Source organism: Methylocystis sp. Se48, assembly GCF_056269425.1.
Map to the genome: position 1 here is coordinate 75,501 of NZ_CM149850.1, position 26,958 is coordinate 102,458.

Sequence of the window (26,958 nt, forward strand, 5' to 3'; positions counted from 1 at the left end):
TTAAATGTTCTTTATCTGTTCTGTATTCGCGCTATGTTCCGCCCTGGCGGGTCGAGCCGGGGCGGGGCGCCATGTCCCCGAAGCGCGACGGACGGGAGGCCAGCCGCGGGCCGGCCTCCCTTCGAAATGTGCTGGAGGTCGTCATGGATCGTTTGGCGGAAGCATCGACGGCGATGCAGGCGAAGGCCGGGGCGCTCATCGACGCCGAGCGGCGGCGCGGGCGCGGCGCGATCTCGCGGCGCGGGGGGCGTTTCGAGCGGGAACAGCGCGAGGCGACGGATGACGGCTGGGGATCGCTCGAGGGCCTCGACGCGCTGAAGACGACGATCCATGTCGAGAAGCCGCGCTCGATCATCACGAAAAACGATTCGCCGGACATTTCCTTCGACCGCTCGATCAATCCCTATCGCGGCTGCGAGCATGGCTGCGTCTACTGCTTCGCCCGGCCTACGCACGCCTATATGGGCCTCTCCCCCGGCCTCGATTTCGAGACGGAGATTTTCGTGAAGGAGGGGGCGGCGCAAATTCTTGAGCGCGACTTGTCGGCGCCGAACTATGCGCCGAAGCCGATCGCGATCGGAACCAACACCGACCCCTACCAGCCTAGCGAGAAGCGCCATCGCGTGATGCGGTCGATTCTCGAAACTCTGGCGCGCGCCCGCCATCCGGTCGCGATCGTCACCAAATCCGCGCTGGTGCTGCGCGATCTCGATCTCCTCGCCCCGATGGCGGCGCAGGGGCTCGCGAAAGTGGCGCTCTCCGTCACGACGCTCGACCCGCGCCTCGCCCGGCTCATGGAGCCGCGCGCGGCGACGCCGGAGCGCCGCCTCGACGCGATGGAAAAACTCGCCGCGGCGGGCGTTCCCGTGGCGGTGATGACCGCGCCGGTCATTCCTTCGATCAACGACCACGAGATCGAGGCGATCCTTGCCCGCGCCCGCGCCGCCGGCGCGCGCGAAGCCGGCTACATCATGTTGCGCCTGCCGCTCGAATTACGCGATCTTTTCAGCGAATGGCTCGTCGCCAATTTCCCGGACAAGGCGCGGCGCGCGCTGTCGCTCGTGCGGTCGACGCGCGGGGGGAAAGCCTATGACGCGAGTTTCGGCAAGCGCATGACGGGAGACGGACCCTACGCCTGGATGATCGGCCGGCGATTCGAAATCGCCGCGCGGCGGCTCGGATTCGCGCAATCCGCGACGCGGCTGCGAACCGACCTGTTCGAGCCGCCGCGGCGCGGCCCGCAACAGCTCGCGCTGTTTTGACGCCCGCAGACCGCCCCAGCAAAATCCATTCAGGCGGCGCGCCGAAGCGTGTATAGGGCCCTAAGCATCCTCACCCCGGGAAGGGCCCGCGTCGGCCATCCCCGAAAACGCGCGTCATGGGACCGGACTTCCGCCTCGAAAGCCGATTGCGGCGCCTCGGCGTCTGGCCCGTCGCAGGCGTCGACGAAGTCGGTCGCGGACCGCTCGCGGGCCCTGTCGCCGCCGCGGCGGTGATTCTCGATCCCGCGCGCCTGCCGGCGGGCCTCGACGATTCCAAAGTCCTGAGCCAGAGGGAGCGCGAGGCCGCTTTCGAGCGCATCCTGCAAGGCGCCTGCGCGGTCGCGGTCGCTTTCGTCACGCCCGCCGAAATCGATGCGATGAACATCCGGCAGGCGACGTTGGCCGCCATGACGCGCGCGGTCGCCGGACTGTCGATCGCGCCGAAATTCGCGCTCGTCGACGGCTCCGATCCCCCGCGGCTCTCCTGCCCTTGCCGCGCCATCGTCAAGGGCGACGCCTCGACGCTGTCCATCGCCGCCGCCTCCATCGTCGCGAAGGTCGCCCGCGACGCGATGATGCGACGCCTCGACTCGCAATATCCTGGCTATGGCTTTCGCGCCAATGTGGGCTACGGGGCGCGCGCGCATCTCGACGCCCTGCGCGCGCTCGGCCCCACGCCCGCGCATCGCCTGAGTTTCTCGCCGCTCAAGCGCCGCCCCGCGGACGCTGATTGACTGTTAAGTTTGTTTTTTCATTAAGATTTCCGTTCGAAAAAGAGACGCCTCCCCAAACCCCTCCTATACGCGGCTTTTACTTCGTTCCGGCATTCTCGCGCGTGTTGTTAGCGTATGTGGTGTCGAGTGAATGAGTAGCGCGCGCGTCGGGGCGGCCCGCCTCACAACCCGGATAAAGGTCACGCGTACCGGGTCTTCCAACGCAGGGCCGCTCCGCGCGCCGCCAGCTCGAAACGCCATCCTCCAAGGGGATTGCGTCGAGCTGATGCGGGGTCTGTCGCCGGAAACCGTCGATCTCGTCTTCGCCGATCCGCCCTATAATCTCCAGCTCGCCACCAAGCTGACGCGCCCGGACCAGAGCCTCGTCGACGCCGTCGACGACGACTGGGACAAGTTCGCCGATTTCGCCGCCTATGACGCTTTCACGCGAGACTGGCTGTCCGCCGCGCGCCGCGTGATGAAGCCTTCGGCGACGATCTTCGTCATCGGCTCCTACCACAACATCTTTCGCGTCGGCGCGATCATGCAGGATCTCGGATTCTGGATCCTCAACGACATCGTCTGGCGCAAGAACAACCCGATGCCGAATTTCCGCGGCCGCCGCTTCACCAACGCCCATGAGACGATGATCTGGGCGGCGCGCGACGCCGGCGCGAAAAGCTACACCTTCAACTACGAAGCGCTGAAGGCCGGCAATGAAGATTGCCAGATGCGGTCCGACTGGCTCCTGCCGATCTGCACCGGGGCGGAGCGGCTGAAAGACTCGCAAGGCCGCAAGGCGCATCCCACGCAAAAGCCCGAAACGCTGCTCGCGCGGGTCATACTCTCAGCGTCCAATCCCGGAGATCTCGTGCTCGATCCCTTCTTCGGCACAGGGACGACGGGCGCCGTCGCCAAGCGTCTGCGCCGCGACTATCTCGGGCTCGAACGCGAATCCGCCTATGCCCGGGCCGCCGCGGCGCGCATCGCGCAGGTCGAGCCGCTCCCAGAAGAAGCCGTCGCCGCCGCGCCGTCCAAACGCGCAGAGCCGCGCATCGCTTTTGCGAGCCTTGTCGAAGCGGGACTGATCGCGCCCGGCGCCGCGCTCACCGACGCGAAGAAGCGGCATACCGCCTTCGTGCGCGCCGATGGAACGCTGTCGTTGTCGGGCTTCGTCGGTTCGATCCACAAGATCGGCGCGCTGGCGCAGGGCCTGCCCGCCTGCAACGGCTGGACCTTCTGGCATTTCGAGGAAAACGGCCGCCTTGCGCCGATCGACGCCTTGCGCGCTCAGGCGCGCGAACGCTTGAGTGAGGCGGCGGAATAAAAGAGCGGCGTCCAACAAAAAACCCGGACAGCCCGGATGCGGCCCTTCCGAGTTTTTTTCGTTTGGCGGCGCGCTCGGCGGTCAGGCGAGGAAGCCGCCGTAAAAGCCCACGAGCAGCACGACGCCGATGAAGGCGCGATAGGCGACGAAGGGCCAGGCCGAGAAGCGCTCCAGAATCCGCAGCAGGCCCCAGATCGCCGCGAAAGCGGAGATCGAGGCGATGAAAAGCCCGAGCGTCAGCACCGACCAGCCGTGGAAGTCGAGCTGCGCCTTGTGCAGCTCCCAAAGCTCCTTCAATCCCGCGAGCGCGATCGCCGGCAGGCCGAGCAGGAAGGAGAAACGCGCCGCTTCCTCGCGTTTCAGATCGAGGAAGAGGGCGGCGGTGAGCGTGGACCCGGAACGCGACACGCCGGGTATGAGCGCGCCGACCTGCGCGAAACCGACGATCATCGCGTCCTTGAGGCTCACATGGTCGAGCGTGCGCGTGTGATTGCAGTAAAGCTCCGCGATCGCGAGCAGCGCCGCCATCACGATGCAGGAAATGCCGACGACGGGCAGCGAGCGCAGCGGCGAGCCGCAGGTATTGAGCGTATGCGACAGCAGGACGCCCGCGATCCCGATCGGGATCGTCGCAAGGCCGATCCACATCACGAAGCGAAACGACCAGTCGCTGAAATCGCGCCGTTTGATCGCGGCGATCGAGCCGACCGCGAGCGTCCGGATGTCGCTCCAGAAATAGCTGATCACGGCGGCGAGCGCCGCGAGCTGCATGGCGGCGGAAAAGGCCGAACCGGGATCCTTCCAGCCGAGCAGCGCGGGCACGATGCGCATGTGCGCCGTGGAGGAAATCGGCAGAAGCTCGGTAATCCCCTGGACGACGCCGAGCGCCGCGACTTTCATATAGCCGAGGTCCACGAAACCCGTATCGAGACCATTGGTGCAAGCCGTCGCCATTTTATCTCCCGCCGGATGCTGGCGCGCGCGGCCGGCGCGCGGCGCTTCACGGAATTTCGACCATGCGCGGATTTGGTTAATGGAGATGAAACGCGTCGCAAAAGCGGCGGGCGCGGGGGCCTCGCCGTCCCGCGCCCCTTTTCGCGCCCTGGGACCCAGATCGTCAGGCGACGCTGTTTTCGATGATCCTGGCGAGGTCGGTCATGATAACGTTGAGGTCGTAGTTCTTGGGCGTATAGACCGCGGCGACGCCCGACTCGAGCAGCAGTTTCTCGTCCGCCGGCGGGATGATGCCGCCGACGACGAGCGGCGCCGAGACGCCTTCCTCCTTCATCAAACGCATCACTTCATGCGCGAGCGTGACATGCGAGCCCGAGAGGATCGAGAGGCCGATGCAGTGCACGCCCTCCTTCTTCGCCGTCTCCACGAGTTCTGCCGGCGTCGAGCGGATGCCGGCGTAGATCACGTCGAAGCCCGCGTCGCGCGCGCGCACGGCGATCTGCTCCGCGCCGTTGGAGTGGCCGTCGAGGCCCGGCTTGCCGACGAGGAACTTGGCGCGGGCGCCGATCTTGTGGGAGACGCGCTCCACCTCGCCGCGCACCTTGTCGAGCTGGCCGCCGACTTGGCGGGCCGTCGAGGAGACCCCCGTCGGCGCGCGATATTCGCCGAAGATCCCGCGCAGCACATTGCCCCATTCGCCGGTCGTGACGCCGGCCTTTGCGGCGGCGATGGACGGCTCCACCATGTTGCGGCCTTCCCTGGCGGCGCGGGCGAGTTCCTCGACAGCGGCCTGCGCGGCCTTGTTGTCGCGGCTCTCGCGCCAAGCCCTGAGGCGCGCGATCTGATCCGCCTCGACCCCCTCCGGCACCACCATGATGGCGTCGCCGCCCGAGGCGAGGGGCGAGGGTTCCGTGCTCGTGAACTTGTTGACGCCGACGACGACCTGCTCGCCCGCCTCGATCGCCTCGAGGCGCGCGGTGTTCGACTCGACGAGCTTCGATTTCATATAGCCGATCTCGACCGCGGCGGCCGCGCCGCCGAGTTCGTCGATCCTCTTCAGCTCGGCCATGGCCTCGGCCTTCAGCTCCGCGACCTTGCGGGCGATCTCGGGATTTCCATCGAAAATGTCGCCATATTCGAGCAGGTCCGTTTCATAGGCCATGATCTGCTGCATGCGCAGCGACCATTGCTGATCCCACGGACGCGGCAGGCCCAGCGCCTCGTTCCAGGCGGGCAGCTGCACGGCGCGGGCGCGGGCGTTCTTGGAGAGAACGACGGCCAGCATCTCGATCAGGATGCGGTAGACGTTGTTTTCCGGCTGCTGCTCGGTGAGGCCGAGCGAATTGACCTGCACGCCATAGCGGAAGCGGCGAAGCTTCTCGTCCTTCACGCCATAGCGGTCGCGGGTGATCTCATCCCACAGCTCCGTGAAGGCGCGCATCTTCGAGACTTCGGTGATGAAGCGCATGCCGGCGTTGACGAAGAAGGAGATGCGGCCGACGACCTGCGCGAATTCCTCTTCCGAAAGCCCTGCGGCCTTGACGCCGTCGAGAATGGCCACCGCCGTCGCCAGCGCATAGGCGAGCTCCTGCGCCGGCGTCGCGCCTGCTTCCTGCAGATGATAGGAGCAGACGTTCATCGGATTGAACTTGGGACATTCCTTCGTCGTGAAGAGAATGAGATCCTGCGTGAGGCGCAGGGACTGCTTCGGCGGGAAGACATAGGAGCCGCGCGAAAGATATTCCTTGATGATGTCGTTTTGCGTCGTGCCCTGAAGCTTCGCGCGCGGGACGCCCTGCTCTTCGGCCGCGGCGATGTAGAGCGCCATCAGCCACACGGCGGTGGCGTTGATGGTCATCGACGTGTTCATCTCGCCGAGCGGGATGCCGTCGAAGAGAGTGCGCATGTCGCCGAGATGCGAGACGGGGACGCCGACCTTGCCCACCTCGCCGCGCGAGAGAATGTGGTCGCTGTCGTAGCCGGTCTGGGTCGGCAGGTCGAAGGCGATGGAAAGACCCGTCTGACCCTTGGCGAGGTTGGAGCGGTAGAGACGGTTCGACGCCGCGGCGGTCGAGTGACCGGCGTAGGTGCGAAACATCCAGGGCTTGTCGCGGCCATTGGTCCGGCTCTTCTCGGCAGGCGTGTCGGTCATCGGGCTCCTCCTCGGTTCGCTGCGATAGCACAGCCCGATGTTTTGACAAGTGAGGCCGTCGTCGCGGCCGGCCCTTGCGCGGGCGCGCCGGATTGGCCTTCGCTCGCGCCGGGCGCGACGCGACGGCCGGCCATCGGTAAAACCTGCGGGACCTATCGAAATTTTCGCCCTATGCCGCGCGTCGCCAGGCCACTATAAGATCGGCCGGTTATATGCGCTGCAACCAGGCGGGGTCTCCGGGGGCGTCTAACGCCGCGCCGACGTCTCCCCGCCCGTCCAAGTCTATGGAGCGGAGGGAGCTTTACCTTGAGCGAGAAGAAAGACCTTTACGAGATGGGCGAAATCCCGCCGCTCGGCCATGTTCCCAAGAACATGTACGCCTGGGCGATCCGTAAGGAGCGTCACGGCCCGCCGGAGACGGCGATGCAGCTCGAGGTTCTCCCGACCTGGGATCTCGACAGCCACGACGTGCTCGTTCTCGTGATGGCGGCCGGCGTCAACTACAATGGCGTCTGGGCTTCGCTCGGCGAGCCCATCTCCCCGCTCGACGGCCACAAGAATCCCTATCACATCTGCGGGTCCGACGCCTCCGGCATTGTCTGGGCGGTCGGCTCCAAGGTGAAGCGCTGGAAGGTGGGCGACGAGGTCATTATCCACTGCAATCAGGACGATGGGGACGACGAGGAGTGCAACGGCGGCGATCCGATGTTCTCGCCCTCGCAGCGCATCTGGGGCTATGAGACGCCGGACGGCTCCTTCGCCCAGTTCTGCCGCGCGCAGGACCGCCAGCTCATGGAGCGCCCCAAGCACCTCTCCTGGGAAGAGGCGGCCTGCTATACGCTGACGCTCGCCACCGCCTATCGCATGCTCTTCGGCCATGAGCCGCACGAGCTGAAGCCCGGCCACAATGTGCTGGTCTGGGGCGCTTCGGGCGGCCTCGGCGTCTTCGCCGTGCAGCTCTGCGCGGCCTCGGGCGCCAACGCCATCGGCGTGATTTCGGACGAATCCAAGCGCGATTACGTCATGTCGCTCGGCGCCAAGGGCGTGATCAACCGAAAGGACTTCAAGTGCTGGGGCCAATTGCCGAAGGTCAATTCGCCGGAATTCCACGAATGGACCAAGGAAGCCCGCAGGTTCGGCAAGGCGATCTGGGACATCACCGGCAAGAAAGACGTCGACATCGTCTTCGAGCACCCCGGCGAGTCGACTTTCCCGGTCTCCTGCCTCGTCGCCAAGCGCGGCGGCATGGTGGTGTTCTGCGCCGGCACGACGGGCTTCAACCTCACCTTCGACGCCCGCTATGTCTGGATGCGCCAGAAGCGCATCCAGGGTTCGCATTTCGCGCATCTCAAGCAGGCCTCGGCCGCGAACCAGTTCGTGCTCGACCGCCGCATCGACCCCTGCATGTCGGAGGTCTTCGCCTGGGACAAGATTCCGGAAGCGCACATGAAGATGTGGCGCAACGAACATGCGCCCGGCAACATGGCCGTGCTGGTCATGTCGCCGGAGCCCGGCCTGCACACGGTCGAGGACGTGGTCGAGTCCTACAATAAGAAAAAATGAGCGGATTCGCTCGCTGACTTGAGGCGGCGCGCCGGGAAACCGGCGCGCCGTTTTCCTTTCCCGCGCCGCCGGCCCGAGGCGGACGCATGAGGATTGACGCGTCGCCTGTCACGATGCAGCCTGCGCGCCTTTCTCACACCGGCGCCCTGCGCGCGGCCGCGCGCGGCGCAGCAGCAAAGTGCGGCGATGCTGGAAGCGCGCGATCTCACCAAGTTTTATCCGGGCGCGAACGCGCCCGCGCTCGACCGGCTCAATCTCACGGTCGAACCGGGGGAGGCTCTCTGTCTGCTCGGCCCCAACGGGGCGGGCAAAACCACCACCGTCAACCTCTTCCTCGGCTTTCTCGAGCCGACCGAGGGGCAGGCGCTGGTTTGCGGAATCGACTCCGCGAAGGACCCCCGCTCGGCGCCCGCGCGAGGCTCGCCTACATCCCCGAAACGGTGATGCTCTACGGCGCGCTGACGGGGCTCGAAAATCTCGCCTATTTCACGGAACTTTCCGGCGCTCCGGCCCCCGCCGCCGAGCTGCTCTCCCAGCTCGCCGCGGCGGGACTCCCGAAGGAGGACGCGATGCGCCCGGTGCGCGCCTATTCCAAGGGATGCGCCAGAAAGTCGGCGTCGCCATCGCGCTCGCCCGGCGCGCGAGGAGGTCCGCCTCGGCGAGCGAAAGCTCGGCAAGGGAGACTCGTCATCATCGCAACCCGGTGCCTGCACCGGCTCGAGACCTTTGTGGGAGGGATTCCCACGGCTTCGACCCCGACCGCTTCGCGCCCGAGAGAGCCAGGGCGCGCCACCGCTGCGCCTATCTGCCCTTCGGCGCCGGGCCGCGTATCTTCATCGGCATGAGCTTCCCGATGCTGGAGATGATCACCGTGCTGGCGACGCTGGTGCGCGCCTTCCGCCTGCGGCCGGTGGAGGGGTTCAGGCCGGACATCCAGCCGAATATCTCGAACCGGCCAAGGCATGGGCTGCCGTTGAAGGTGGAGGCGGGCTGAATAGGGCAAAGGCGGCGCGAGCTGTTTGGCCCTCTCTTGATTGGGAGGCCATGGACTGGTGGTTAATGACTAACGATGGGTTGTTGAAGGGAGGCAAGATGGTTAGGACATTAAGGCTCAAGCCTTGATGCCTCATCGCTTTTGGTCCAGTGAACCAATCAGTTGCAAGGAGAGTTGAGAATGTCTTTGTCCCCTCGCGGCATGAGTATACAAGAGGCATATCGGCTCTATGCAGACAATAAGCTAACAGTGAATAGACGATATCAACGAAAGCTTGTTTGGTCGGAATCTGAAAAACGTCATCTTATCGACTCGATTGAGAAGGAATTGCCAATTCCTCTTTTCATGCTGGCGAAAAACAAGGGTGGCACGTCCGAAACATTCGAGATTATAGACGGCATGCAGCGCCTAAACGCTATATTCTCGTTTATCGAACATCAGTTCGTGGACGAACGAGATAAATGCTTTGATATTGAGCAATTTGCACGTGCGAAGCTGGTTCGTGATGCGGGGGTATTTTCTGAGTACCCCGAAAATGTTTCGAGGCTCACGCCTGAGGAGTGCGCAAAATTTCTTGAATATCAGCTGGCTGTAACGATTGATACCGAAGGAAATGAAGAAAGAATTAATGAAATATTCGGAAGGATAAATAGTGGTGGCCGGCAGCTCAGCCCCCAAGAGCAACGACAGGCAGGTCTAGTATCTGACTTTTCTGAAGTCGTAAGAAGGTTGGCGCTTGAGCTCAGGGGTGACTCGTCACCCGATATCCTGCTTCTCAACAAAATGCCCGAGGTCAGCTTCAACGCCCCAAAAGAACGGCAACGCTACGGAATTGATGCCGCTGATGTTTTTTGGTGCAAACACGGAATTATTCCCGCCAATGACCTAGCTCGCAGCGAAGATGAGCAAATAATATCTGACGTTGCGATCTCTATTTTGAAGGGATCGCCACTGAATGCTAGCCGAGAAGTATTCGATCTATATTTTGACCGAGATTCAGAAGAGTTCAAAAATAACGGAACGGCTTTAGTAGCTTATGGCGTTGATCGCCTAAAGAACGAGATTATAGCCACAATCGGCGCAATTCGATCTGTTTTTGAAACAGGAGAATTTTTATCTTTTCGTAATTGTGTGCATAATGAGCCGAAAAATCCGGCAAGAACTACGTTCTTTGCAACCTTCATGGCTTTCCATGACCTTATGTTTAAGCATGGTATGTTCCCAGATAATCTTGAAGGTATCAGGTCAGCTCTTACTAATGTTCAGAAAGACATGATCCGTTCTGCGCACTACTCCACCACGCAGGATCGTGAGAGGAACATCGCCGTCGTTACAGGCCTAATTCAAAAGCACTTTGTAAAAAAGGATGTGGCGGTCTTTGGTTCAGCGCACGCTCTCGTCGTTGAGCTAGAGAATTCCTTGCGGCGGGCTCGGTATGAAGCTAGCAGATACGAGTTCAAAATCGGAGTTTGCGAACTAAGCGCTACTCCCTCCTTGGACAGCTCAATGTATAGCAAATTAGCGAGGACTGCTGCCGCTATCGCCAACACGAACCCGCAAATAGACGGCTTCATTTATCTCGGGGTTGCAGACAAGGATAGCGCGGCCAGCCGGGTAAGAGCGCTCTTCAACACTCAGCCGATCAAAATCGGTGATGTTTATTTTGTTGGACTGGCCCATGATCTATCAATACTCAAGTTAGATCTTGAAAAATATATGAAGCAGTTGATTCACGAAATAAAGCGGCTTCCGTTATCCGAGCCGCTGAGGACCCAGATCACGACAACGATTGACCACGCTGAGTATCAAGGCCGCCCATTCATTCGCATGCGGGTGCCCGGCCAAAGCGATCTTTCAAGCTATAATGGAGCCTTCCCCATTAGGAAGAACTCAGAAACCGTTGACATGACAACGGCAGAAGCTTTGGCTCAGTCGAAACTGTTCAAATAGTTAGCTAACCGGGGCATCCCCGCGCATCTCGGTCGGCTACTAACCCTTGGGCGTCCTGTTGCGTCGCAGCCAAAATGGCGGCATGTAGGGCGCAAATTTTCCACAGCCCGCAACGGGCCTCATTCCCGGTAGGAAGCTCCATGACCGCAGCCGTCGCGATGAAACTCGAACCCGCAAGCTGGCTCTCCGACGCCAGGGAGGCGCTCGGCTCCGTCGAGGCGCTCTATAATGATGCGCTCGCGAGCGTGCGCGCCCGCGTCACGAAAGACGGCAAGCTGTCAAACGAGCTGATCGAAGCCGACCAGCACGCCGCCCACGGCCTCGCCTGGTTCGCGACCTACGTTCAGGGCCTGAAAGAGCTCATCGACTACGCCGAGCGCCTGCAGGGCGAAGGCGCCTATGGCGAGACGGAAGAGCTTCTGAACCAGATCGGCTACGCCGAGTTGCTCGCCCAGGTCTATGGCGGCATTCCGATGAGCCAGGGCGAGTTCGTCCGACTCTCGGATTTCGGCCTCTCCGCCCAGCAGATAGCCGCGAAGCGCCCAGCCGCGGTCGACCGCCTGATCCTCTCCGGCAATACGCCGGCGAACCGCGCCCGCCTCGCCGAACTCATCGATCATCACGCGGCGGCCGAGACCATCGGCGCTTCGGGCCTCGACGAGACGCTGGAGGCCATCCGCAGCGAGATGCGCAAATTCGCGGCCGACCATGTCGTGCCCTACGCGCAGGAATGGCACGCGAAGAATGAATATATTCCGCTCGATGTCATCTCCGGCCTCGCCGAGCTCGGCGTCTTCGGCCTCACCATCCCGGAGGAATACGGCGGCTCGGGCATGGGCAAGATCGCCATGTGCGTCGTCTCCGAGGAGCTGTCGCGCGCCTATATCGGCGTCGGCTCGCTCGGCACGCGCTCCGAGATCGCGGGCGAGCTGATCCTCGTCGGCGGCACGGAGAACCAGAAAAACAAGTATCTGCCGAAGATCGCCTCGGGTGAAATCCTGCCGACCGCCGTCTTCACCGAGCCCAATAACGGCTCCGATCTCGCGGGTCTGCGCACCCGCGCCGTGCGAGAGGGCGACGTCTACAAGGTTACCGGCAACAAGACCTGGATCACCCATCCGGTCCGCGCCGACATCATGACCCTGCTGGCGCGCACCAATCCGAACGAGAAGGGCTATAAGGGCCTTTCCATGTTCATCGCGGAGAAGCCGCGCGGCACGGACGAGAATCCCTTCCCGGCCAAGGGCATGACGGGCGGCGAGATCGAGGTGCTCGGCTATCGCGGCATGAAGGAGTTCGAGATCGGCTTCGACAATTTCGAAGTGCCGGCCGCAAATCTCCTCGGCGGCGAAGAGGGCAAAGGCTTCAAGCAACTCATGGAGACCTTCGAATCCGCCCGCATCCAGACCGCCGCGCGCGCGCTGGGCGTCGCGCAATGCGCGCTGGACCTCGGCCTGAAATACGCCAAGGAGCGCATCCAGTTCGGCAAGCCGCTCTTCGCCTTCCCGCGCGTCTTCAACAAGATCGTGTCGATGGCGGTGGAGATCCACATCGCCCGTCAGATCACCTATTTCGCGGCGCGCGAGAAGGACGCCGGCAAGCGCTGCGACCTCGAGGCCGGCATGTCCAAGCTGCTTGGCGCCCGCGTCGCCTGGGCGGCGGCGGACAACGCCCTGCAGATCCATGGCGGCAATGGTTTCGCGCTGGAATATCCGGTCTCCCGCGTCCTCTGCGACGCCCGCATCCTCAACATCTTCGAGGGCGCTGCGGAGATTCAGGCGCAGGTCATCGCGCGCCGCCTGCTGGAGGGCTGACAAGCCCGCAAAATCGCCTCGCTTGCGATCTCGGGGGCCCTTTTGGGCCCCCTTTTTTGTTCGCAACCCGACGATTGCGACGCTTTTTTCGTCCGCGGCGCCCAATCTTTCCGCAATGCGGCGATATGGCGCAGAGCGCTGTTATTCTTTGGGATCGTTGTCGGCGCCATGATTTATTTAACACTGGCGAAAGCTTCTCAGCGCAGTGTATGTTGCATCGCACAAACAGCGCGACGGACATGCGCCAGAAATGGTTTGTCCACGAAGGCGCAAGGTTTTTCCTGCACCCTCGCCGCGATCCAAGGAGGTCTAGATGATGGAAGGGATCAAGCAGTATCTGCAGGATTGGTCGGACGCCTGCGAATACGCCAATGAATGCGCGCCCGACCTGTCCTTTTTCGGCAATGGCGAACCCTTTACGGCGCTGCTGTTTATTGCCGCCGTCTGCGGCGCGGCATGGGCGATCAACGAGGCCCGCATCCGGCGGCGCGCCGCGTCCCCGCCGGCCGCCGAGACGCCCGTCGGCGGCGAGCTGAAACCCTTCGTCGAGAAGATGAAACAGACGCCGCCGAACGCGGAAAAGCTCGCCGCCTGATCGACAACGCCGAGCCGGACGGCGCGTCCTTTCGACGCGCCGCGGCTACGCTTGCTCTCCCCTCGTTCGCTCGCCAAATCTGAGGCGTGAGCTTTTCTGAGCGAGGATCGCTATGAGCGCAGTTGCTGTCCATAATGGCGCGTGGGTTCTCGTCGGCGACGGCCGGCGCGCGCTGTTCTTTTCCAACCAAGGCGACGCGGAAATTCTCGATCTGCGCGTGATCGAGACGCGCATCGAGGAAAATCCCCCGGCCCGCGAGCAGGGTTCCGACGCCCCAGGGCGCGCTTTCGCCTCCGCCGGGTCACATGCCCGCAGTTCCATGGGCAATGTCGACTGGCACGAACTCGAAGAGGAGCGCTTCGCCCGGTCGATGGCCGATCGCATCAACGCGGCGGCGGAGAGCGGCGAGATGAAGGAGATCGTGATCGTCGCGCCGCCCAAGACGCTCGGCGAAATCCGCAAGGATCTGTCGGCGAAGGCGCAGGGAAAGGTCGCCGGCGAACTCGCCAAGGATCTCACCAAGCATCCGCTTCCCGAAATCGAGAAGGCCCTCGCGCTGAAAACGACCTAATCTTCGCCGCGGGCGAGAAGGTCTGGCCGTCTCGCCCGTGTGATCTTCACGGCCTCGTCGCGCCGCCATCTGGCGATTTTGGCGTGGTCGCCCGAGAGCAGAACGGGCGGTATCTCCCGGCCTTCGAAGTCGCGGGGGCGCGTGTAATGGGGATATTCGAGGAGTCCCTGCTCGAAGCTCTCCTCCTCTCCCGACAATTCCTCGCCCATCACGCCTGGCAGAAGCCGCACGCAAGCGTCCATCAGGGCGAGCGCGGCGATCTCGCCGCCGGACAGGATGTAGTCGCCGATCGAGACCTCCTCGAGGCCCCGCGCGGCGATCACGCGCTCGTCGACGCCCTCGAAACGGGCGCAGAGGATGACCGCCCCCGGCCCCTCGGCGAGCGCCCGCACCCGCCGTTGCGTCAGCGGGGCCCCGCGCGGCGACATGAGGAGGCGCGGCCGCAGATCGCCGGCCGGCGCCGCCGCGTCGAGCGCCGCCGCCAGCACGTCGGCGCGCATCACCATGCCCGGCCCGCCGCCTGCGGGCGTATCGTCCACCGCGCGATGGCGGCCGATCCCGTGCGCGCGAATCTGCCTCGCCTCCAGCGCCCAGACGCCCCGCGCGAGCGCGTCGCCCGCAAGCGAGAAGCCGAGCGGGCCGGGAAACATTTCGGGAAAAAGGGTGAGGAGGGTCGCGCGCCACATGCCGGCGGTTATGGCACGGCGGCGCAGCGAGGGGCTACCCCTTCGCGTCTTCGGCCGCGTCGCCCTCGACCTCTTCCGGCGGAACGATCACCACGCGACCTTCCCCAAGGCTCACCACCGGCGCGACCGCCTTGGTGAAGGGAAACATCAGCGTGTCGCCGCCCCCGGCGGGCGCGACTTCAAGAATGTCGCCCGCGCCGAAATTGCGCACGGCGACGACGACGCCGATCGCGGCGCCCTCGCGCGTTTCCGCGCGCAAGCCAACGAGGTCGGCGAGATAAAATTCGTCCTCGTCCTGCGTGGCGGGGAGCTTGTCTCGGGAAATGTAAAGCTCGACCCCTCGCAGGGCCTCGGCGCCGGCGCGGTCGCTCACGCCCTCGACGCGGGCGACGAGCATGTCCTTGCCCTGGGGGCGCAGGGAGAGAAGCCTGAAGGTCTTGACGCCGCCCTTGTCCGTGAGCGGGCCATAGGAGCCGATCGCCAAGGGATCGCCCGTGTAGCTTTGCAGGCGGATTTCGCCGCGCACGCCATGCGGCGCCCCGAAACGGCCGAGCAGTACAAGGTTGTTCTTGGTCATGCCTGGGGCGGTTTGGCCCCCTCCCCAACCCTCCCCCGCTGCGCGGGAGAGGGAGTTAAACCGTCGCCTTCATAGGGAAGGCCGGTCGCGAGCGTCCCCTCTCCCGCGCAGCGGGGGAGGGACAGGGAGGGGGAAAAACCCGAGCCTTACTCAGCAGCGGCGGCGGCTTCGGCCGCGGCGGCGGCGCGCTCCTGCGCCTTCTTCTTCGGCTGGGCCTTCTGGGGGTTGTTGCGGGCCTCGCGCTTCAGCACGCCGGCGGCGTCGAGAAGGCGCGCCACGCGGTCGGTCGGCTGCGCGCCCTTGGCGAGCCAGTCCCTGGCCTTCTCCGTGTCGAGCACGACGCGGTCCGCCGCATCCTTGGCCTTCAACGGGTCGAAGGTGCCGAGTTTCTCGATGTAGCGGCCGTCGCGGGGGGAGCGCGAGTCAGCGACGACGACGCGATAGAAGGGGCGCTTCTTGGCGCCGCCGCGGGCGAGACGAATCTTGAGAGACATGTCAGGTTCCTTGTGATCTTTCGGGTTACTTTTTCTTTCCGAACGGGTTGAGCCCGCTCAGCAGTCCGCCGCCGAGCCCCCGAAGGTTCGGCTTCGCGAGGAGATCGGCCGGGGGAGCGGCCGGAATGCCGGGCGCGCCGGGGGCGGCGCCGAGCTTCTCCTGCAACTTCTGCAACTCCTCCTGCGAGGGCATCTCCATGCCCTTGGGGCCGAGGCCCATCATCTGCGCGGCCCGGCCCATGAGTCCGCCGCGCTTGCCGGCGCCGAAGGACTTCATGAGGTCGGCCATCTGGCGATGCTGCTTGAGGAGCTTGTTGACGTCCTCGACCTTCATGCCGGAGCCGGCGGCGATGCGCTTCTTGCGCGAGGCCTTGAGAAGGTCGGGATTGCGGCGCTCCTGCGGCGTCATCGACAGGATGATCGCCCGCTGGCGCCTGATGAGATTCTCGTCGAGATTGGCCTTGGCGAGCTGGTCTTTCATCTTCGCAACGCCGGGCAGAAGGCCCATGATGCCGCCGATGCCGCCGAGCTTCTCGACCTGCGCGAGCTGATCGCAGAGATCCTGAAGATCGAACTTTCCCTTGGCCATGCGCGCGGCGGCCTTGCGGGCCTCTTCCGCGTCTATGGCGGCCGCGGCCTTCTCGACGAGGGCGACGATGTCGCCCATGCCGAGGATGCGGTTCGCGATGCGGCTCGGCGAAAACTCGTCGAGCGCCTCCATCTTCTCTCCGACGCCGATGAGCTTGATCGGCTTGCCGGTGACGTAACGCATGGAGAGCGCCGCGCCGCCGCGGCCGTCGCCGTCCATACGCGTCAGCACGATGCCCGTGAGGCCCACGCGCTCATCGAAGTTCTTGGCGAGATTGACCGCGTCCTGACCCGTCAGCGCGTCGGCGACGAGGAGTGTTTCATGCGGTTCGGCGTAGGACTTGATGTCCGCCATCTCCTGCATGAGCGGTTCGTCGATGTGCGTGCGGCCGGCGGTGTCGAGCAGCACAACGTCGTAGCCCTGAAGGCGCGCCGCCTCCATGGCCCGGCGCGCGATCTGGAGCGGCGTCTGGTTCGGCACGATGGGCAGCGTGTCGACCTCAACCTGACGGCCGAGCACGGCGAGCTGCTCCTGCGCGGCCGGGCGCTTGACGTCGAGCGAGGCCATGAGCACGCGCTTGTCGTGACGCTCCTTCAGGCGCTTGGCGATCTTGGCGGTGGTCGTCGTCTTGCCGGCGCCCTGAAGGCCGACCATCATGATGGCGACGGGCGGCTTGGCCGCCAGATCAATCGGCTCCGCCGTCTCGCCCAGCGTCTCGATCAGCACGTCGTTGACGATCTTGACGACCATCTGGCCGGGCGAGACCGACTTGATGACATTGGCGCCCACCGCGCGGTCGCGCACCTTGTCCGCGAAGGACCGCACAACGTCGAGCGCGACGTCCGCCTCGAGCAGCGCCCGGCGGATTTCGCGCAGCGCCTCGTTGACGTCGTTCTCGTTCAGCGAGCCGCGCTTTGTTATGCGGTCGAATACCGCGGAGAGCTTGTCGGAAAGGCTCTCGAACATGTCTTCTCTCCCGCGGCGGGAGGCTTTTCGCCCGCGCCGCTCCAAAGCAAAATGCGCCCGGGGGCGCATCGCGCTGCCGGGCGTTGGCCTGCCGCCTCGCGGGACGGCTGGGCTGATGATCGGACTTCTCTTTCGAGATTGGCCAGCTTTTTAGGAGCCAATCGCGCCGCCTGTCAATGGCGGCGCGATTGGCGGCCCGCTCGCGCAGAGCCAAAGCGAGGCGCGCTCCGCCCAAGCGCCGCCGTCAGAACCCGTAGATCTTCGCGAAATCGGCGTCCTTCGCCGCAACCTGCTTGGCGAGGTCGACGACGACCTTGCACTGTTTCCAGGTGGCGTCGTCCTGCATCTTGCCGTCGATCATCACGGCGCCGGTGCCGTCGGGCATGGCCTCCAGCACCTTCTTGGCGAAGGCGACCTCGTCCGGATCGGGGGAGAAGACGCGCTTGGCGATGTCGATCTGGGTTGGATGCAACGACCAGGCGCCCGCGCAGCCGAGCAGAAAGGCGTTGCGGAACTGGACCTCGCAGGCCGCCGGGTCCGAGAAATCGCCAAAGGGGCCATAAAAGGCCTTGACGCCCGCCGAGGCGCAGGCGTCGACCATCTTGGCGATGGTGTAGTGCCAGAGATCCTGCTGGAAGGCGGCGCGCGGCGCGTCGCCCTGCGGGTCGGCGATGACCTTGTATTCCGGGTGGCCGCCGCCGACGCGGGTCGTCTTCATGGCGCGCGAGGCCGCGAGGTCCGCCGGCCCGAGCGAGATGCCGTGCATGCGGGGCGAGGCGGCGGCGATGGCGTCGACATTCTTGACGCCCTCCGCCGTCTCCAGAATGGCGTGGATGAGAATGGGCTTCTTGACGCCGTTCTTCGCCTCGAGCTGGGCGAGGAGCTGGTCGAGATAGGCGATGTCCCAGGGGCCTTCGACCTTGGGCAGCATGACGACGTCGAGCTTGTCGCCCACGGCGCCGACGATCTCAATCATGTCGTCGAGCGCCCAGGGGCTGTTCAGCGCGTTCATGCGGGTCCAGAGGCCCGTCGCGCCGAAATCCGTGTTTTTCGCCATCTCGATGAAGCCCTTGCGCGCCGCTTCCTTGGCGTCGGCGGGAATGGCGTCCTCGAGATTGCCGAGGACGACGTCCACCTGCCTGGCGATGTCCGGCACCTTGGCGCGGAATTTTTCGAGATGCGGCGGCACGAAATGGATCATGCGCTCGACCCTCACCGGCAGCTCGCGATAGGGAGCCGGCGCGCCGATGGCCAGCGGACGGTAGAACTGATTGGGCAGTTTCATGCAGGAAAGCTCCGGTCGCGCGCGTTCCCGTCAGAAGCAAAACGGCCCTGCGGCCTCGGGGACGCGGAAAAGACGGGTCGAGCTAGCGCAGACCGGGCGGAATGGCAATGGCGGGGCGCGCGACGGAGCGTCTCACGGACACGTCGTCTTCACCACGATCCCGTCCTGATAGCGGAAATATTCGAGGCAGGACTGCTCGCCGACGAGCGCCGGGCGTTTGCCGATCTCAGCGGCCTTGAGGAAGTCCAGGACAGTCGTGCGGCCCTTGCCGTCCCAATCCATCTCCGCCCAGCCGTAACCCGCCCGCCAGGCGGAAAAAACCCGCATTCCGAAGAAGAAAGCGGGGATGGCGAGCACGGCGATGAGGCTCGTGACGATGAGGCGGCGCCGGGCGAAGGGCGAGGACATGAGAGGCTCCCTGCGGTTGTGACGACATCATAGCCGCTCGCGTGCGGCGGCGCACTTCGATCGGGAGGCGTTTTCGGCGATAGTCGATGCGAGCCCACGTTTTCGAGGCCGACATTGCAACAAGACGACGCGACGCCCGCCAGCCTCCTCGCGCGCTGGCGCGCCACTCCTCTCTATGCGCGCATTCTCGCCGCCGTGGCGCTCGGCCTCGCGGCGGGCGCGGCGCTCGGACCGGAGGCGGCGCCGCTCGCCCTGCCCGCCAGGCTCGTGCTGCGCATTCTCGGCGCGCTGGCGCCGCCGCTGATCCTGCTCGCCATCGTGCAGGCCCTGATGCGGGCGCATCTCGGCGGCCGGCAGGCGCTGCGTCTCGCGACGCTGCTCCTCGTGAACACGCTCGTCGCGATCGGGATTGGACTTCTCGTCGCCAATGTCGTCCAGCCCGGACGCTGGTCGGCGGCCGCGCCGGCGCCGGCGCCCGCCGAAAAGGCGGCGGAAGCGCTCGATCCGCTCGCGCAGATTTTCGAGAGCGTTCCGAAAAGCATTCTGGGGCCCTTTTCCGACAACGGCGCCGTGATGGGCGTCATCTTCATCGCGGTCGCCTTCGGAATCGCGCTGAGAAGCGTCAGGGATCACGAGGTCCGCAGGGTCGAGGATCTCGTCCGCGTCGCGCTCGCGAGCCTCGTTGAGATCCTGCACTGGATCATCGACTTCGTGCCGCTCGCCGTTTTCGGCATTGTCGCGAGCATCGTCGGCGCAAAGGGCTTTCACGACTTCGTCGCGCTGGGCGGCTTCGTGCTCGCCGTCCTGATCGGGCTCGCGCTTCAGTCCGCCTATTATCTGACGCGGGTGCGGCTTCAATCCTGGGTGCGGCCGCTCGACCTTCTGCGCGGAACCCGCGACGCGCTGACCATGGCCTTTTCCACCGGCAGTTCGACGGCGACCATGCCGGTCACCTACGCCTGCCTGCGCGAAAAAGTGGGGTTGCGCGAACAATCGGCGAGCATGGGCGCGCTCGTGGGGTCGAATTTCAACAATGACGGCACGGCGCTTTACGAAGCCATGTCGGCGCTCTTCGTCGCGCAACTTCTCGGGATGCAGTTGACGCTGGGTCAGCAGTTCATGGTGGCGGCGACGTCCGTCGTCGCCTCGGTCGGCGCGGCCGGCATTCCGGAGGCGGGCCTCGTGACCATGACCATGGTGTTCAAGGCCGTGGCGCTGCCAACGGATTACATCGCCATGCTGCTGACCGTGGACTGGTTTCTGGACCGCGCACGCACAGCGGTGAACGTCATGGGCGACGTGACGGTGAGCTGCCTGCTGGATGGGAAGACCCGAGAAGACGAAACCAGAAGTTAGCGCTGCGTTACGCCAGCCGCGCCGATCAATGCGCCGTCTTTGGACTTATGCGGCACAAACAGGGTCCGAATCAGCGACGCTTGATTTGCGCGGCCTGCGCGTGAAAAAAAGCTAATGGAAAAAGAGGAAAACCGATGAGCGAGGCGGCGGCGACAGCGAAGATCCTGTGGCGGGGGGCGCGCATGAAATGTCCGCGCTGCGGCGAGGGACGCATCTTCAAAAGCTATCTGACGCGCGACGACGCCTGCCCCCATTGCCGGGAGAGCTTCGAGGGACTCGACGCCGACGACGGGCCGGCCTGGCTCACCATCGGCCTCGTCGCCCATATCGTCGTGCCGCTGCTGATCTTTCTGGAGCGGGGGGAATTGCTGCCCTACTGGCAAGAGGCGGGCATACTCGTCGTCGTGACGGTCGTCGCCGCGCTGGCGTTGCTGCCGCTGGCGAAGGGGTTCTTCGTCGCGGCCCTCTGGCTCGTCAATCGAAAGAGCGCCTGAGGGCCCGCCGCGATCACCCCTTCCTGAAAGGCTTCACCTCGGTCAGCGTCCATTCCGCCGTCTTCTCGCGGCAGGCGGCGCCTTGCAGCTTTTCGACCGATTCCCCAGCCGAGACGTCCGCGAGGAAGGCGCGGCAAATTTTGCCGTCAAGCGGATAGGCCTGACCGACGGGCGTAAAGGAGCCCTTCGCGCCGGATTGCGGATTGTCCCAATTGACGCTGGCGCCGCTCCCCTGCGGATCGAGCGCCGTGCTCATCGCGGCGGTCGCGCGGCGGAGATCCTCGCCGTCGAGATGGCTCGAAAGCCGGGGCGCCGGCCGCGCGATGGATCCGGTCACGTCTTCGGGCGCGCCCTTCCACATGTCCGAGGACGAGGAAGACATCGGGATGGCGATCGAGCAGCCGGAGAGCGAACACGCGAGCATCGCCCAAAATGCGCCGGCAAGCGGGATTTGAGCCAGAACGCCGTCGCCTATATGTCTGTTACTCGAGAACTGCAATTCGCCACCTTCGAACGCGACGCGCCCCGCGGGGCGCTCGAGAGGAGATTTTCGCGTGAACGCGTTAACGCCGGGTGACTTTGTCGAAGCCGCCGAGCCTTTCGCATTGTTCGGACAATGGTTCGAGGAAGCCAGCAAGAAAGAACTCAACGATCCCGAGGCCATGGCGATCGCGACCGTCGACCCCGACGGTCTGCCCGACGCGCGCATGGTGCTGCTCAAGGAGTGGAGCGCCAACGGATTCGTCTTCTACACCAACGCCGAGAGCGCGAAGGGCCGGCAGCTGCTCGCCAATATGAAGGCGGCGGCGCTCTTTCACTGGAAGTCGCTGCGCCGGCAGGTGCGGCTGCGCGGCCCCGTCGAGCCCGTGAGCGACGCCGAGTCCGACGCCTATTACGCCAGCCGCCCGCGCGACTCGCGGATCGGCGCCTGGGCCAGCCAGCAGTCGCGCCCGCTCGAAAGCCGCTTCGCGCTGGAAAAGGCCGTCGCCCAATACGCCGCGAAATACGCCGTCGGCGACATTCCGCGTCCGCCCTACTGGCGTGGCTTCCGCATCACGCCGGTCGCCATGGAGTTCTGGCAGGACCGTCCCTTTCGCCTGCACGACCGCGTGCGCTTCTACCGCGACGCGCCCGGCGGCGACTGGCGCAAGGAGCGGCTCTACCCATGAGGCGCGCGGCGGGCGCGGCCGTTCTCGCGAGCGCCCTGCTGCTCTCCGGCGCGGCCGGGGCGCAGGGCATTTTCGACCTCTTCGGCCCCGACCGGCCGGAACGGCGCGCCGCCGCCCCGCGCCCGGCGCGCAAAGCGGAGAAGGCCGAGAAGAAGCGGCAGGAGCCGAAGGCCGCCAAACAGGCCGCCGCACGGGAGGGACGCAAGCGCGACGGCGCGAAGGGTGAAAAAGCGGCGGCCGGGTCGGCGGCTCCCGCCGCCGAGGCGCCCCCGCCGCCCTACGAGCCCCAGCTCGCGCGTCTCTCGGAAGTGATGGGCGCGCTCGCCTTTTTGCGCGACCTCTGCGGCGACAAGGATGGCGACGACTGGCGCGGCGAGATGGCCGCGCTGCTCGACGCCGAGGCGCCGGACGGCCCGCGCCGGGAGAAATTCGTCGCCGCCTTCAACCGCGGCTTCCGCAGCTACGAACTCGCCTACCGGACCTGCACCCCCAACGCCCGAACGGCGACGGCCCGCTATCTGGACGAGGCCGCGAAAATTTCGCGGGACGTCACCTATCGCTTTGGCAGTCCGTAAGATTCTTTTCAAGACTGAATTAACCTTTTGGCAAGAGACGGGTCGCAAGGCGCAAAAGGCTTGTCTAGACTATTTCTCATGACGCAACTGACTATCGCCTCTTTCGACGAGAGCGGCGGCGAGCAACACCGCGCCGCCCTCGCTTATGTGACCGAAGCTTTCGCCGAAGCGATCCTCGCGGGAATCGAGAGCGATTCCTTCGCTCAGGCGGCGCTGGCGGCCGCCCTGCGCGAGCTGGTCGCGACCTATGGCGAGGAGACGGTCGCGAGCCTGGCGGAGGCGTTGCCCGGCCGCATCCGAACCGGCGAATTCACCTTCGCCGCGCGCCATTGAGGCGCCGTTGACGGGGCCGGCGCAAAAGACGACTGACTTTTGCGCGGAAATCGGGCAGAAAAGCCCGGCGTAACGGCGCGGCGGGCGAATTTTTGCGCAGGCCCGCGCGCATATCGGCCCGGCGGAACGGACGCCGCCCCGGATACGACATGTCCCGCACAATCCTCTGTCTCGCTCGCCACGGCGAGACGAACTGGAACATCGAGCGACGCTTCCAGGGCCAGTTCGACATCGCGCTCAACGCGCGCGGCCGCGCCCAGGCGCAGGCGCTGGCCCGCGAACTCGAATCCGCCCACTTCGACCGCGTCTATTCGAGCGACCTGAGGCGCGCGCTGAACACCGCCGCGCCCATCGCCGAAGCGCGGGGGCTCGCGGTGCGGGCGACGCCGCGGCTGCGCGAGAAGGACGACGGCGCCTGGCAGGGCCATACCCACGCCGAGGTCCAGGTCAAATACGCCGACACCTATCGCTTCTACCTGACCCGTCAGCCGGATTTCGCCGCGCCGGAGGGCGAGACGCTGGAGGAATTTTCCCGCCGCATCCGCTCGGTCCTGACCGACATCGCGAAGGAAAGCGCCGGGCTGACCGTGCTCGTCGTCGCCCACGCCGGCGTGCTCGACATCGCCTGGCGCATGGCGACCGGCAAGTCCCTGAGCGACAAGCGCGAGCATCCCGTGCTCAACGCCACGCCGAATTGGATCGCTTATGAAGACGGCGAATGGTCGCTCGTGAGCTGGGCGCGGCCCGACGGGCGCCCCGAGATCGCGGCCCCTTGGGACGGGCTGACCCTGCCGCGCCGGGAAGCGGCCCGCGCGCTGATCGTGAACCCGAAAGGCGAGGCGCTGCTCATGCGATACGCCGGCGGGCTCTCGCCGCATTTCCTCGCGCTCGGCCATCATCATTTCTGGGCGACGCCGGGCGGCGCGCTGAAGGAAGGCGAAAGCTTCGAGGCGGCGCTGCGCCGCGAGGTGCGGGAGGAAACGGGATTGATCGTCGCCGGCGATCCGGGACCGGTCGTCGCCACGCGCGAATTCCCCATGGAGCTCGGCGACGACTGGCAGCAGGCGGTCGAGCGCTATTACCTCATCCGCGCGGAAGAATTCTCCCCCACGCCGCAAAACCTCACCCCGGAGGAGAAACTCCACACGCTCGGCTGGCGCTGGTGGTCGGCGGACGAGATCGCCGCCTCGCAGGAGCTGATCTTCCCCGAGGGCCTCGAGGCGCTTCTGCGCAAATCGGTCGCACAGGGCTGAAGTCCGCGCCCGGCGCTCACGCCTCCTTGCGCGCCGCCTTTAGCTCGGCGATCTGCGCCTCGAAGCCGGCGATCATGGCCCTGTGGCTGTCGATGACCTTCGCACGCGCCTCGGGGTCTTTCGGAAGCCCTTTCCCCGTCTCGAGAAATTCGACGTAGTGGCGCACGGATTTCATGACCGCCTTCGTTTCCTGAATGGCGGATTCGATGTCCTTCTTTTCCTGCTTTGACAAGACGACCCCCTTGAAGCAATCGCCCGGCGCAGGGGCGTCGGGACTCGGAAGCCTCGCACGCCTCGCGCCTCCGTCCAACATTAAGGGAACGGCGCGGGCGAAAGTTCCCGCCATGGGGCCGCGGGCATCGAGAAAGAGCCCCGGCCGCGTCGAATTCCGGCTGCGCCGGCGCTTGCGTCAGGCCGGCGCTTCTCCCACATACTAGCCCAGACATCTGCGCCCGCGCCGATTCCGGGCGGGCGCTTTCATGGGCTGATTGGACGAAAATGCGCGACCCTTACGACGTACTCGGCGTTTCCAGATCGGCGAGCGCGGCCGACATCAAGAAGGCCTACCGCCAGCTCGCGAAAAAATATCATCCCGACCGCAACAAGGACGACGCGAAGGCCAAGGAGCGCTTCGCGGAGATCAACACGGCCTATGAAATCGTCGGCGACGAAAAGAAAAAGGCGCAATTCGACCGCGGCGAAATCGGACCCGACGGCAAGCCGCGCGGCTTCGAGGGCTTCGGCGCCGGGCCGGGCGGCTTCACGCGCGGCTGGCGCGCGACGGGCGCGGGGCCGGGCGGCGAGCAGCATTTCGAATTCAATTTCGGCGGCGGACCGGGCGGCGGGGCCGGCGCCTTCGATCCGAGCGACCTGTTCGCCGATCTCTTCGGCGGACGCGGGCGGCGGGCGCAAGCCGCGCCGACGCGCGGCGACGACGTCGCCGCGACCGCGACCGTGCCCCTCGAAACCGTTGCGAGAGGCGGCTCCGCGCGCGTGATCCTGCCCTCCGGCCGCACGCTCGAGGTGAAAATTCCGGCGGGCGTCGAGGACGGCCAGCAGATTCGCCTGCGCGGCCAAGGCCAGCCGGGACTGCGCGGCGGCGAGCCGGGGGACGCCCTCGTGACGGTGAAGGTCGCCGCCCACCCTTATTTCAAGCTCGACGGGCGCGACCTGCGGCTCGACCTGCCGGTCGCGATCTACGAGGCGGCGCTCGGCGCCAGGGTGCAGACGCCGACGCTCGACGGCAAGGTGGAGCTCGCGATTCCGGCACGGTCGAACGGCGGCCGAATCCTGCGGCTGCGTGGCCGAGGACTGCCGGCGACCGACGGCAAGCCCGCGGGCGACCTCTATGTGACGCTCAGGATCATGCTGCCGGAGGAGCCGGACGCCGATTTCGACGCGAAGATGCGCGACCTGCGGGATCGTCACGGCTACGACCCACGGCGGAAGATGGGGTAATGGCCGGGATGGCTTGACCCGCGCCCGTTTCCGCGCGACTTGAGGGCCAAAGTCCACGGAGCCGCGACGAGAGCCATGACAGACGCCGTCGAAACCCGCCTGCCCGATCCCGTTTCCGCCGAACCTGCGCCGCGCAAGAAAACCTGCGCCGTGCGCATCGGCAAAGGGCCCGGCGCCGTGACGGTGGGGGGCGGCGCGCCCATCGTCGTGCAGTCCATGACCAACACCGACACGGCCGACGTCGACTCGACGGTGACGCAGGTTCTGGCGCTGGCGCAGCAGGGGTCGGAGCTGGTGCGCATCACCGTCGACCGCGACGAGGCCGCGGCGGCCGTGCCGCATATTTTCGAAAAACTGGCGAAGAAGGGCTGCCACGTCCCGCTTGTCGGCGACTTTCATTATATCGGCCACAAGCTGCTGGCCGATCACCCGGCCTGCGCCGAAGCGCTCGCCAAATATCGCATCAATCCGGGCAATGTCGGCTTCAAGGACAAGAAGGACAAGCAGTTCGCCACGATCGTCGAGCTGGCGGCGAAGCATGACAAGGCCGTGCGCATCGGCGCTAATTGGGGCTCGCTCGATCAGGAGCTGCTGACGCATCTCATGGACGTCAACGCGGCCTCCGACCGCCCGATCGACGCCCGCGCCGTGACGCGCGAGGCGCTGGCGCGCTCGGCGCTGATCTCGGCCGCGCGGGCCGAGGAAATCGGCCTGAAGAAGGACCGCATCGTCATTTCAGCGAAAGTCTCGGCGGTTCAGGATCTCATCGCCGTCTATCGCATGCTCGCCGCGCGCAGCGACTACGCGCTGCATCTCGGCCTCACCGAAGCCGGCATGGGCTCCAAGGGAATTGTCGCCTCCGCCTCGGCGCTCGGCGTGCTGCTGCAGGACGGCATTGGCGACACGATCCGCGTCTCGCTGACGCCCGAGCCCGGCGGCGACCGTACGCTCGAAGTGAAGGTCGCGCAGGAAATCCTTCAGACCATGGGCTTTCGCACCTTCGTGCCGCTCGTCGCCGCCTGCCCCGGCTGCGGCCGCACGACCTCGACCGTGTTCCAGGAACTCGCGCGCGACATTCAGGAGCACATCCGCGAGCGCATGCCGGTGTGGCGCGCGCAATATCCGGGCGTCGAGACGCTCAATGTCGCGGTGATGGGCTGCATCGTGAACGGCCCCGGCGAATCGAAACACGCCGATATCGGCATTTCGCTCCCCGGCACGGGCGAAACCCCGGCGGCGCCGGTCTTCATCGACGGCAAGAAGGCGATGACGCTGCGCGGCGAGGGCATCGCGGAAGAATTCACCCGCATCGTCGACGAGTATGTCGCGCGCCGCTATGGCGGCGCGAAGGAAGGCGAGGCGGCGGAATAAGCCCCCTCCCCAGCCCTCCCCCGCTTCGCGGGAGAGGGACAGGGAGGAG

Annotated in this window: 28 protein-coding genes; 18 read left to right on the plus strand and 10 right to left on the minus strand. The window is 65.4% G+C overall.

Annotated features, from left to right (window positions below):
- Positions 1–143 precede the first annotated feature (143 nt).
- From ACV959_RS00385 to ACV959_RS00395, 3 genes are all read left to right on the plus strand, one after another.
- Entirely contained in the window at positions 144–1,262 is a 1,119-nt protein-coding gene (locus ACV959_RS00385) for a PA0069 family radical SAM protein (protein WP_475739718.1), read from the plus strand.
- Positions 1,263–1,378: 116 nt separating this feature from the next.
- Entirely contained in the window at positions 1,379–1,996 is a 618-nt protein-coding gene (locus tag ACV959_RS00390; protein WP_475737960.1) for a ribonuclease HII, read from the plus strand.
- A gap of 130 nt (positions 1,997–2,126) precedes the next feature.
- Entirely contained in the window at positions 2,127–3,302 is a 1,176-nt protein-coding gene (locus ACV959_RS00395; protein ID WP_475737961.1) for a DNA methyltransferase, read from the plus strand.
- Positions 3,303–3,383: 81 nt separating this feature from the next.
- Here ACV959_RS00395 and uppP read toward each other — a convergent pair whose 3' ends face one another.
- Both uppP and ACV959_RS00405 read right to left on the minus strand, forming a co-directional pair.
- Positions 3,384–4,256 carry an undecaprenyl-diphosphatase UppP gene (gene uppP, locus ACV959_RS00400; protein ID WP_475737962.1) on the minus strand — a complete coding sequence of 291 codons (873 nt, stop codon included), beginning with the start codon at positions 4,254–4,256 and terminating at the stop codon, positions 3,384–3,386.
- 163 nt (positions 4,257–4,419) lie between these two features.
- A complete protein-coding gene (locus tag ACV959_RS00405; RefSeq protein WP_475737963.1) occupies positions 4,420–6,408 on the minus strand; it encodes a protein meaA in 1,989 nt (662 codons plus the stop codon).
- Positions 6,409–6,741: 333 nt separating this feature from the next.
- On the opposite strand from ACV959_RS00405, the gene ccrA reads away from it, so the two are divergent.
- The 7 genes from ccrA to ACV959_RS00440 all read left to right on the plus strand — a co-directional run bounded on the left by ccrA (position 6,742) and on the right by ACV959_RS00440 (position 13,895).
- Positions 6,742–7,971, plus strand: coding sequence for a crotonyl-CoA carboxylase/reductase (gene ccrA / locus ACV959_RS00410; protein ID WP_475739719.1), 1,230 nt, complete (start codon positions 6,742–6,744; stop codon positions 7,969–7,971).
- A gap of 186 nt (positions 7,972–8,157) precedes the next feature.
- Positions 8,158–8,415 carry an ATP-binding cassette domain-containing protein gene (locus tag ACV959_RS00415; RefSeq protein WP_475737964.1) on the plus strand — a complete coding sequence of 86 codons (258 nt, stop codon included), beginning with the start codon at positions 8,158–8,160 and terminating at the stop codon, positions 8,413–8,415.
- Between the two features lie 259 nt (positions 8,416–8,674).
- The gene (locus ACV959_RS00420) at positions 8,675–8,965 is read left to right on the plus strand and encodes a cytochrome P450 (RefSeq protein ID WP_475737965.1); all 291 of its coding nucleotides are present in this window, start codon (positions 8,675–8,677) and stop codon (positions 8,963–8,965) included.
- A 180-nt stretch (positions 8,966–9,145) separates the two neighbouring features.
- Positions 9,146–10,915, plus strand: a complete 1,770-nt coding sequence (locus ACV959_RS00425; protein ID WP_475737966.1) for a GmrSD restriction endonuclease domain-containing protein — start codon at positions 9,146–9,148, stop codon at positions 10,913–10,915.
- Between the two features lie 140 nt (positions 10,916–11,055).
- A complete protein-coding gene (locus ACV959_RS00430; protein ID WP_475737967.1) occupies positions 11,056–12,729 on the plus strand; it encodes an acyl-CoA dehydrogenase family protein in 1,674 nt (557 codons plus the stop codon).
- A 313-nt stretch (positions 12,730–13,042) separates the two neighbouring features.
- A complete protein-coding gene (locus ACV959_RS00435; RefSeq protein ID WP_475737968.1) occupies positions 13,043–13,324 on the plus strand; it encodes a hypothetical protein in 282 nt (93 codons plus the stop codon).
- A 112-nt stretch (positions 13,325–13,436) separates the two neighbouring features.
- Positions 13,437–13,895 (plus strand): baeRF12 domain-containing protein, encoded by a 459-nt coding sequence (locus ACV959_RS00440; protein ID WP_475737969.1) that lies wholly within the window; start codon positions 13,437–13,439, stop codon positions 13,893–13,895.
- On the opposite strand, the gene trmD is transcribed toward ACV959_RS00440, so the two are convergent.
- The 6 genes from trmD to ACV959_RS00470 form a co-directional block, all read right to left on the minus strand.
- On the minus strand, positions 13,892–14,581 hold the full coding sequence (gene trmD / locus ACV959_RS00445; RefSeq protein WP_475737970.1) for a tRNA (guanosine(37)-N1)-methyltransferase TrmD: 690 nt from the start codon (positions 14,579–14,581) through the stop codon (positions 13,892–13,894). The genes ACV959_RS00440 and trmD overlap by 4 nt on opposite strands.
- Positions 14,582–14,615: 34 nt before the next feature.
- Positions 14,616–15,158 (minus strand): ribosome maturation factor RimM, encoded by a 543-nt coding sequence (gene rimM, locus ACV959_RS00450; RefSeq protein WP_475737971.1) that lies wholly within the window; start codon positions 15,156–15,158, stop codon positions 14,616–14,618.
- Positions 15,159–15,304: 146 nt separating this feature from the next.
- Positions 15,305–15,652 carry a 30S ribosomal protein S16 gene (rpsP, locus tag ACV959_RS00455; protein WP_475737972.1) on the minus strand — a complete coding sequence of 116 codons (348 nt, stop codon included), beginning with the start codon at positions 15,650–15,652 and terminating at the stop codon, positions 15,305–15,307.
- A gap of 25 nt (positions 15,653–15,677) precedes the next feature.
- Complete coding sequence (ffh, locus tag ACV959_RS00460) at positions 15,678–17,207, minus strand: signal recognition particle protein (RefSeq protein WP_475737973.1); 1,530 nt, start codon at positions 17,205–17,207, stop codon at positions 15,678–15,680.
- Between the two features lie 244 nt (positions 17,208–17,451).
- On the minus strand, positions 17,452–18,492 hold the full coding sequence (locus tag ACV959_RS00465) for an HpcH/HpaI aldolase/citrate lyase family protein (RefSeq protein WP_475737974.1): 1,041 nt from the start codon (positions 18,490–18,492) through the stop codon (positions 17,452–17,454).
- Between the two features lie 132 nt (positions 18,493–18,624).
- On the minus strand, positions 18,625–18,900 hold the full coding sequence (locus ACV959_RS00470) for a hypothetical protein (protein WP_475737975.1): 276 nt from the start codon (positions 18,898–18,900) through the stop codon (positions 18,625–18,627).
- A gap of 114 nt (positions 18,901–19,014) precedes the next feature.
- On the opposite strand from ACV959_RS00470, the gene ACV959_RS00475 reads away from it, so the two are divergent.
- Together ACV959_RS00475 and ACV959_RS00480 are read left to right on the plus strand one after the other, a co-directional pair.
- Positions 19,015–20,256, plus strand: coding sequence for a dicarboxylate/amino acid:cation symporter (locus ACV959_RS00475; RefSeq protein WP_475737976.1), 1,242 nt, complete (start codon positions 19,015–19,017; stop codon positions 20,254–20,256).
- A 134-nt stretch (positions 20,257–20,390) separates the two neighbouring features.
- Positions 20,391–20,750, plus strand: a complete 360-nt coding sequence (locus ACV959_RS00480) for a DUF983 domain-containing protein (protein ID WP_475737977.1) — start codon at positions 20,391–20,393, stop codon at positions 20,748–20,750.
- A gap of 13 nt (positions 20,751–20,763) precedes the next feature.
- Here ACV959_RS00480 and ACV959_RS00485 read toward each other — a convergent pair whose 3' ends face one another.
- Positions 20,764–21,174, minus strand: a complete 411-nt coding sequence (locus ACV959_RS00485) for an RT0821/Lpp0805 family surface protein (RefSeq protein WP_475737978.1) — start codon at positions 21,172–21,174, stop codon at positions 20,764–20,766.
- Positions 21,175–21,304: 130 nt separating this feature from the next.
- On the opposite strand from ACV959_RS00485, the gene pdxH reads away from it, so the two are divergent.
- The 4 genes from pdxH to ACV959_RS00505 all read left to right on the plus strand — a co-directional run bounded on the left by pdxH (position 21,305) and on the right by ACV959_RS00505 (position 24,080).
- On the plus strand, positions 21,305–21,919 hold the full coding sequence (gene pdxH, locus ACV959_RS00490) for a pyridoxamine 5'-phosphate oxidase (protein WP_475737979.1): 615 nt from the start codon (positions 21,305–21,307) through the stop codon (positions 21,917–21,919).
- A complete protein-coding gene (locus ACV959_RS00495) occupies positions 21,916–22,494 on the plus strand; it encodes a TIGR02301 family protein (RefSeq protein ID WP_475737980.1) in 579 nt (192 codons plus the stop codon). The genes pdxH and ACV959_RS00495 overlap by 4 nt, the downstream gene beginning before the upstream one ends.
- Before the next feature lie 78 nt (positions 22,495–22,572).
- Positions 22,573–22,827 carry a hypothetical protein gene (locus ACV959_RS00500; protein WP_475737981.1) on the plus strand — a complete coding sequence of 85 codons (255 nt, stop codon included), beginning with the start codon at positions 22,573–22,575 and terminating at the stop codon, positions 22,825–22,827.
- A gap of 149 nt (positions 22,828–22,976) precedes the next feature.
- A complete protein-coding gene (locus tag ACV959_RS00505; RefSeq protein WP_475737982.1) occupies positions 22,977–24,080 on the plus strand; it encodes a histidine phosphatase family protein in 1,104 nt (367 codons plus the stop codon).
- A 16-nt stretch (positions 24,081–24,096) separates the two neighbouring features.
- On the opposite strand, the gene ACV959_RS00510 is transcribed toward ACV959_RS00505, so the two are convergent.
- Positions 24,097–24,312 (minus strand): hypothetical protein, encoded by a 216-nt coding sequence (locus tag ACV959_RS00510; protein WP_475737983.1) that lies wholly within the window; start codon positions 24,310–24,312, stop codon positions 24,097–24,099.
- Between the two features lie 266 nt (positions 24,313–24,578).
- Here ACV959_RS00510 and ACV959_RS00515 point away from each other — a divergent pair, with 266 nt between their 5' ends.
- Positions 24,579–25,538 (plus strand): DnaJ C-terminal domain-containing protein, encoded by a 960-nt coding sequence (locus tag ACV959_RS00515; protein ID WP_475737984.1) that lies wholly within the window; start codon positions 24,579–24,581, stop codon positions 25,536–25,538.
- A 75-nt stretch (positions 25,539–25,613) separates the two neighbouring features.
- A complete protein-coding gene (ispG, locus tag ACV959_RS00520) occupies positions 25,614–26,909 on the plus strand; it encodes a flavodoxin-dependent (E)-4-hydroxy-3-methylbut-2-enyl-diphosphate synthase (RefSeq protein WP_475737985.1) in 1,296 nt (431 codons plus the stop codon).
- The last annotated feature ends 49 nt before the right edge of the window (positions 26,910–26,958 follow it).